This is a genomic window from Nonomuraea sp. NPDC049784 (genome assembly GCF_040659615.1).
Lineage (GTDB): Bacteria > Actinomycetota > Actinomycetes > Streptosporangiales > Streptosporangiaceae > Nonomuraea.
Genome location: NZ_JBFAMX010000748.1, coordinates 1 through 4412, shown reverse-complemented (window position 1 = coordinate 4412; position 4412 = coordinate 1). Strand labels below are relative to the sequence as shown.

The 4412-nt window shown below is 68.3% G+C and carries 6 protein-coding genes and 1 tRNA gene; 3 read left to right on the top strand and 4 right to left on the bottom strand.

From position 1 onward, the window contains the following. Nucleotides 1-205, top strand: a 205-nt coding sequence (locus AB0J09_RS57570) for a hypothetical protein (protein ID WP_360711423.1), incomplete at its 5' end; no start/stop codon positions are given. Between the two features lie 3 nt (nt 206-208). Here the strand turns inward: AB0J09_RS57570 and AB0J09_RS57565 are convergent. Then, nucleotides 209-1513, bottom strand: coding sequence for an ABC transporter substrate-binding protein (locus AB0J09_RS57565; protein ID WP_360711420.1), 1305 nt, complete (start codon nt 1511-1513; stop codon nt 209-211). A gap of 345 nt (nt 1514-1858) precedes the next feature. Next, on the bottom strand, nt 1859-2443 hold the full coding sequence (locus tag AB0J09_RS57560) for a response regulator (RefSeq protein ID WP_360711417.1): 585 nt from the start codon (nt 2441-2443) through the stop codon (nt 1859-1861). Nucleotides 2444-2532: 89 nt separating this feature from the next. Between AB0J09_RS57560 and AB0J09_RS57555 the strand changes: the two genes are divergently transcribed. Further along, nucleotides 2533-2606: transfer RNA gene (locus AB0J09_RS57555), tRNA-Leu, on the top strand. A gap of 177 nt (nt 2607-2783) precedes the next feature. Here AB0J09_RS57555 and AB0J09_RS57550 read toward each other — a convergent pair. Together AB0J09_RS57550 and AB0J09_RS57545 are read right to left on the bottom strand one after the other, a co-directional pair. After that, on the bottom strand, nt 2784-3377 hold the full coding sequence (locus AB0J09_RS57550) for a TIGR03086 family metal-binding protein (protein WP_360711414.1): 594 nt from the start codon (nt 3375-3377) through the stop codon (nt 2784-2786). Then, nucleotides 3371-4099 carry an SDR family NAD(P)-dependent oxidoreductase gene (locus tag AB0J09_RS57545; RefSeq protein ID WP_360711411.1) on the bottom strand — a complete coding sequence of 243 codons (729 nt, stop codon included), beginning with the start codon at nt 4097-4099 and terminating at the stop codon, nt 3371-3373. Before AB0J09_RS57545 ends, AB0J09_RS57550 begins: the two co-directional genes overlap by 7 nt. A gap of 71 nt (nt 4100-4170) precedes the next feature. On the opposite strand from AB0J09_RS57545, the gene AB0J09_RS57540 reads away from it, so the two are divergent. Then, nucleotides 4171-4412 (top strand): LysR family transcriptional regulator (locus AB0J09_RS57540; RefSeq protein WP_360711408.1); only part of this gene is annotated, 242 nt, incomplete at its 3' end.

Below are 4412 nucleotides of genomic sequence, written 5' to 3'. Positions count from 1 at the left end.
CGGGCAGCAGCGGCTGGAGGTGCCGATCACGCTCACCCCCGGCCGCTGCGACCCGCACGCGTTCGCCGAGGCCAAGAAGGCCTTCCTGTTCCCCGTGCGGGCCAGCATCGACGGGGGCCAGGAACGCGTCGTCATCGTGGTGCCGCCCAAGCCGCTGCAGGATCGCCTCATCACGTACGCGCTGAAGACGTGCGGCCTGGGCTGAGGCTCAGCCGTCGATCTTGCCGGTGCGGTACTCCAGCGCCTTGCCGGGGTACTTGTTGTCGTCGCCGTACTGGTAGACGCCGATCGTCGCCACCGCCGGGTCACCCGCGTCGTCGAACTCCACCGGGCCGCTGATGCCGTCGTAGTCGATGTCCTTGCCGGCCTTCAGCAGGTCCACGCACTCCTTGAAGCTCTTGCACTTCTCGCCGCCCTTGCTCACCTCGGGCAGCTTGGCGGCGATGGACTTGCCGGTGTCGTCCTTGGCCGCCTCGGCGGCCAGCGCGATCAGGTTCGCCGCGTCGTACGACTCCGCGGCGTACGTGAAGTCCGAGAGCTTGGGGTCGAGCTCCTGGAGCTTCTTCCTGAACTCCTCGGGCGCCTCGGCGCCGGGGATGGTGCCCTTGACGCCCTTCAGCGTGCCCTTGGGCATCTTCAGGTAGTTGGTGTTCGACATGTTGCCGTCCACCATGTACCACTTGTACTTGTCGGCCGTCAGGCCCTGCTTGACCAGCTCCGCCACGACCTTGGCGCCCTCCTCGAAGCCGATCAGCACGATCGCCTTGGGGTTCTTCGCCTTGATCTTGGCCACGTCGGCGGAGAAGTCGGCCGCCTTCGGGTCGTAGTCCACGCGCTCCGCGACGCTCGCGCCGGCTTCCTCTGCCGTCTTGGTGATCTGGTCGGCCAGGCCGGAGCCGTACGAGTCCTGCATGGCCAGGATGCCGATGGTGTCGTTGCCGTCGGCGGCGATCAGGTCTCCGAGCACCCGGCCCTGCAGCTTGTCCGGCGGCGCCGTGCGGAAGTACAGCCCGTTGTCGTTGATCGTGGTGAACTTGTCGGAGGTGTTGGCCGGCGAGAACTGCACCACGCCCGCACCCGTGATCTTGTCAATGATCGACTCCGACACCGACGACGACGCGGCGCCGATGATGGCGTCGGCCTTCTGCGCCAGCAGCTTGTCCACCGACTGCGAGGCGATGTTCGTGGTGGTGTCACCCGAGTCCGTGTGGACCTTGGTGACCGGCTTGCCGAGCACGCCCCCGGCCTCGTTGATCTCCTTGACGGCCTGGTCCACCCCGGCGAACTCGGGCGGGCCGAGGAACGCCAGCGAACCGGTCTGCGGCAGCACCGTGCCGAGGGTCAGCGTGCCGTCGCCCTTCTCCGCGGGGGCCGAGGAGGCCGCCGCGGACGGGGCCGCCGAGTCGGACTGCTTCGCGGCCGTGTCACCACCGCCTCCACCACAGGCGGTCAAAGCCAGGCTCGCCGCGGCCGCGACGGCCAGTACGCGCCCTGTTGGAGCAATGCGGATCATAAAAGAGACTCCCCCTATCTCAACGAAGGAACGATCACCTTCGCTGGGTTTTCCGAGCTCAGCATGCCTGTTCGGGGAGGAGGTGGGGAGTTCTTACGCCGCTTTTATGCGGATTCGTAATGTCCCAAACACTCCCCGTAATGGTATGTTTCGTTAGAGTTACGGACTTCTGTCAGTGATGGTGACTTCAGGCCGAAATTTCGGGATCTAGGCCGCAATGGAGGGCTTCAGGTCTTTGGCCTTGCTCACGTCCACCAGTTCGGTGTCGTATTTGGAGACGGGCCGACCCCGGCACCAGGCACGCCGCAGGGGGAGGACCGGCATGCGACCTGCTGAAGGGCTCCCTCAGCCCCGCTCGGCCGCGTCGTCGATGACGATCTGAGCAACCTCACGCATGCTCAACCGCCGATCCATCGACGCCTTCTGGATCCACCTGAACGCCTGAGGCTCGCTCCAGCCGTGCTGCGTCATCAGCAACCCCTTGGCGCGCTCCACCAGCTTTCTCGTCTCCAGCCGCTCCGACAGGCTCGACACCTCGGCGGCCAGCGCCACCATCTCCTCGTGCCTGCTGACCGCCATCTCGATCGCCGGCACCAGATCCGCCTTCGTGAACGGCTTCACCAGATAGGCCATCGCCCCCGCGTCCCTGGCCCGCTCGACCAGGTCACGCTGGGAGAACGCGGTCAGGATCAGGCACGGCGCGATCCGCTCGGCCACGATCCGCTCCGCCGCCGAGATGCCGTCGAGCACGGGCATCTTCACGTCCAGGATGACGAGGTCGGGCTTCAGCTCGGCGGCCAGCCGGATCGCCTGCTCACCGTCCCCGGCCTCGCCCACGACGACGTAGCCGTCCTCCTGGAGCATCTCCTTGAGGTCGAGGCGGATCAGGGCCTCGTCTTCCGCGATCACTACTCGCCGCTGCGTACTCACGAGCAGAAGAGTACCGATGTCCGGTAGATTAGATCCACGCCGGTGCGGCTCGGGGGTTACACTCCGAGATCACAGACCGGACAAATGCCGCCCCGGTAGACCAATCGGCAGAGTCGATGGCCTCAAAATCCATTCAGTGTGGGTTCGAATCCCACCCGGGGCACTTTCCAGCCGCCCGGCACTCCCGACCGGGCGGCTTTGTCATATGCGCACGCAACATTGGCCCCACGCATACTCGCGAAACCGCGGACCGCGCCCTCCGCCTCGAACTATCGGTCGCCAGGCGGGGAGGCCGTGGAGCTGCTGGATCTTCACATGGGCCCGGAACACCGATGCAGCGTCACGGTGTCCAGTCGGGCGAGCGGCCCAGGAGGGCGACGACCTGGTCCAGGGCCGGGGCGTCGGCGGGGGCGGACAGGCCGGGGAGGAATGCCTTGCCCTCGCCGCGCGACTGCGGCGTGTCCGGGACCTGCCGGGCCAGTGGGAGTGCGGCCGCTGCGAGGTCCTCGTCCACGTTGGGCGGGACGCCCAGGGCCTTGGCGAAGTCCCAGCCGTGCACCACGCAGTCGATGAAGTGGAAGCCGATCGCCAGCTCCGCGGGGAACGGCCCGCCGTCGCGCACCTCCGGCAGGTAGAACGGACGGTCCAGGACGCCGCCGGTCGCGAAGGCGGCCAGGACGGCGCGGGCGGAGGCGGCGTGCTCGGCCGCCGGGTCAGCGCCCAGTGGGCGGGGCCGCCAGCCGGCCAGGTCTGACCGCTGCCCCGTGGCCGCGAAGGCGAAGCCGTGGTTCTGCGCGATCTGGTGTTCCAGCAGATCGCGCACGGCCCATCCGGCGCACGGCGTCGGCCTGTCCAAATCGTCCAGCTTGAGGGTGTCAAGGAGGTCGATGGTGGCCTGCACGGATCGCCGGTTCAGCTCAATGATGTCTACCAAGGCACAATTCCTTCATCGTCGTAGAACCCGCCCGTCGGCCCGTCGGGGCCGAGGGTGGCCAACCTGATGATGATGGCGGCGCCGTCCGCGGCAGTGCGAGTGATTTTGTACGGCAGGTCCTTGCTGAAGTCGGTGGCGCAGGCGCCCGGGGCGGCGGCGTTGACCAGGATGCCGTCCTTGCGGAGCTCCTTGGCGTACTGGACGGTCAGGGAGTTGAGCGCGGTCTTCGACACCGGGTAGGTGGCCATGGGCGGCAGGCCGGACATGTAGTGGGCGGGGTCGGTGTGGTGGGCGAGGGAGCCGACGCCGCTGGAGACGTTCACGATGCGGGCCGCGGGTGAGCGTCTGAGCATGGGGAGCATGGCGTTGGTGACCATGAGGACGCCGATGACGTTCGTCTCGAACACCTCCCACACCGTCCGTGGGGATGTGGCGCTGGGCGGGACCCACGCGGTGCCCGAGATTCCGGCGTTGTTGACGAGCACGTCGAGGCGGGTCAGCGCGGCGGCGGCCGCCTCGATCGTGGCCGGGTCCGTGACGTCCAGCACGACGGGTCGCACGTCGCCGCCCGCCGCGCGGAGCCGGGCCGCGGCCTCCGCGCCTCGCTCGCGGTCGCGGGAGCCGAGCAGCACCGTCATACCCTCGCGCGCGAGCCCGGCGGCGACCTCGTACCCGATGCCCTTGTTCGCCCCGGTCACCAGGGCGGTCCTCGTTTCCGTCATGTCGGGAAGCACACCACCGTTCGCCGCGCTGGGGCCAACACCGGGTGGGTCATGGCCAATACCCTGAAGGTATGGAGACGCGCGAGCTGGCCTACTTCGCCGCCGTCGCGGAGGAGCTGCACTTCGGGCGGGCGGCCGAGCGGCTGGGCATCGCGCAGCCGCCGCTGTCGAGGGCGATCCAGAAGCTGGAACGGCGGCTCGGGGTCACGTTGTTCGACCGGTCCGGGCGGCAGATCACGCTGACGCCGGCGGGCGAGGTACTGGCCAAGGAGGCGGCCAAGGTCCTCGACGCGGTGGCCGCCGCCGCGGTGCG

Bases quoted from the DNA above. Each gene is read 5' to 3' on its own strand.
- AB0J09_RS57565 (WP_360711420.1), bottom strand. From the start codon at position 1,513: ATGATCCGCATTGCTCCAACAGGGCGCGTACTGGCCGTCGCGGCCGCG.
- AB0J09_RS57545 (WP_360711411.1), bottom strand. From the start codon at position 4,099: ATGACGGAAACGAGGACCGCCCTGGTGACCGGGGCGAACAAGGGCATC.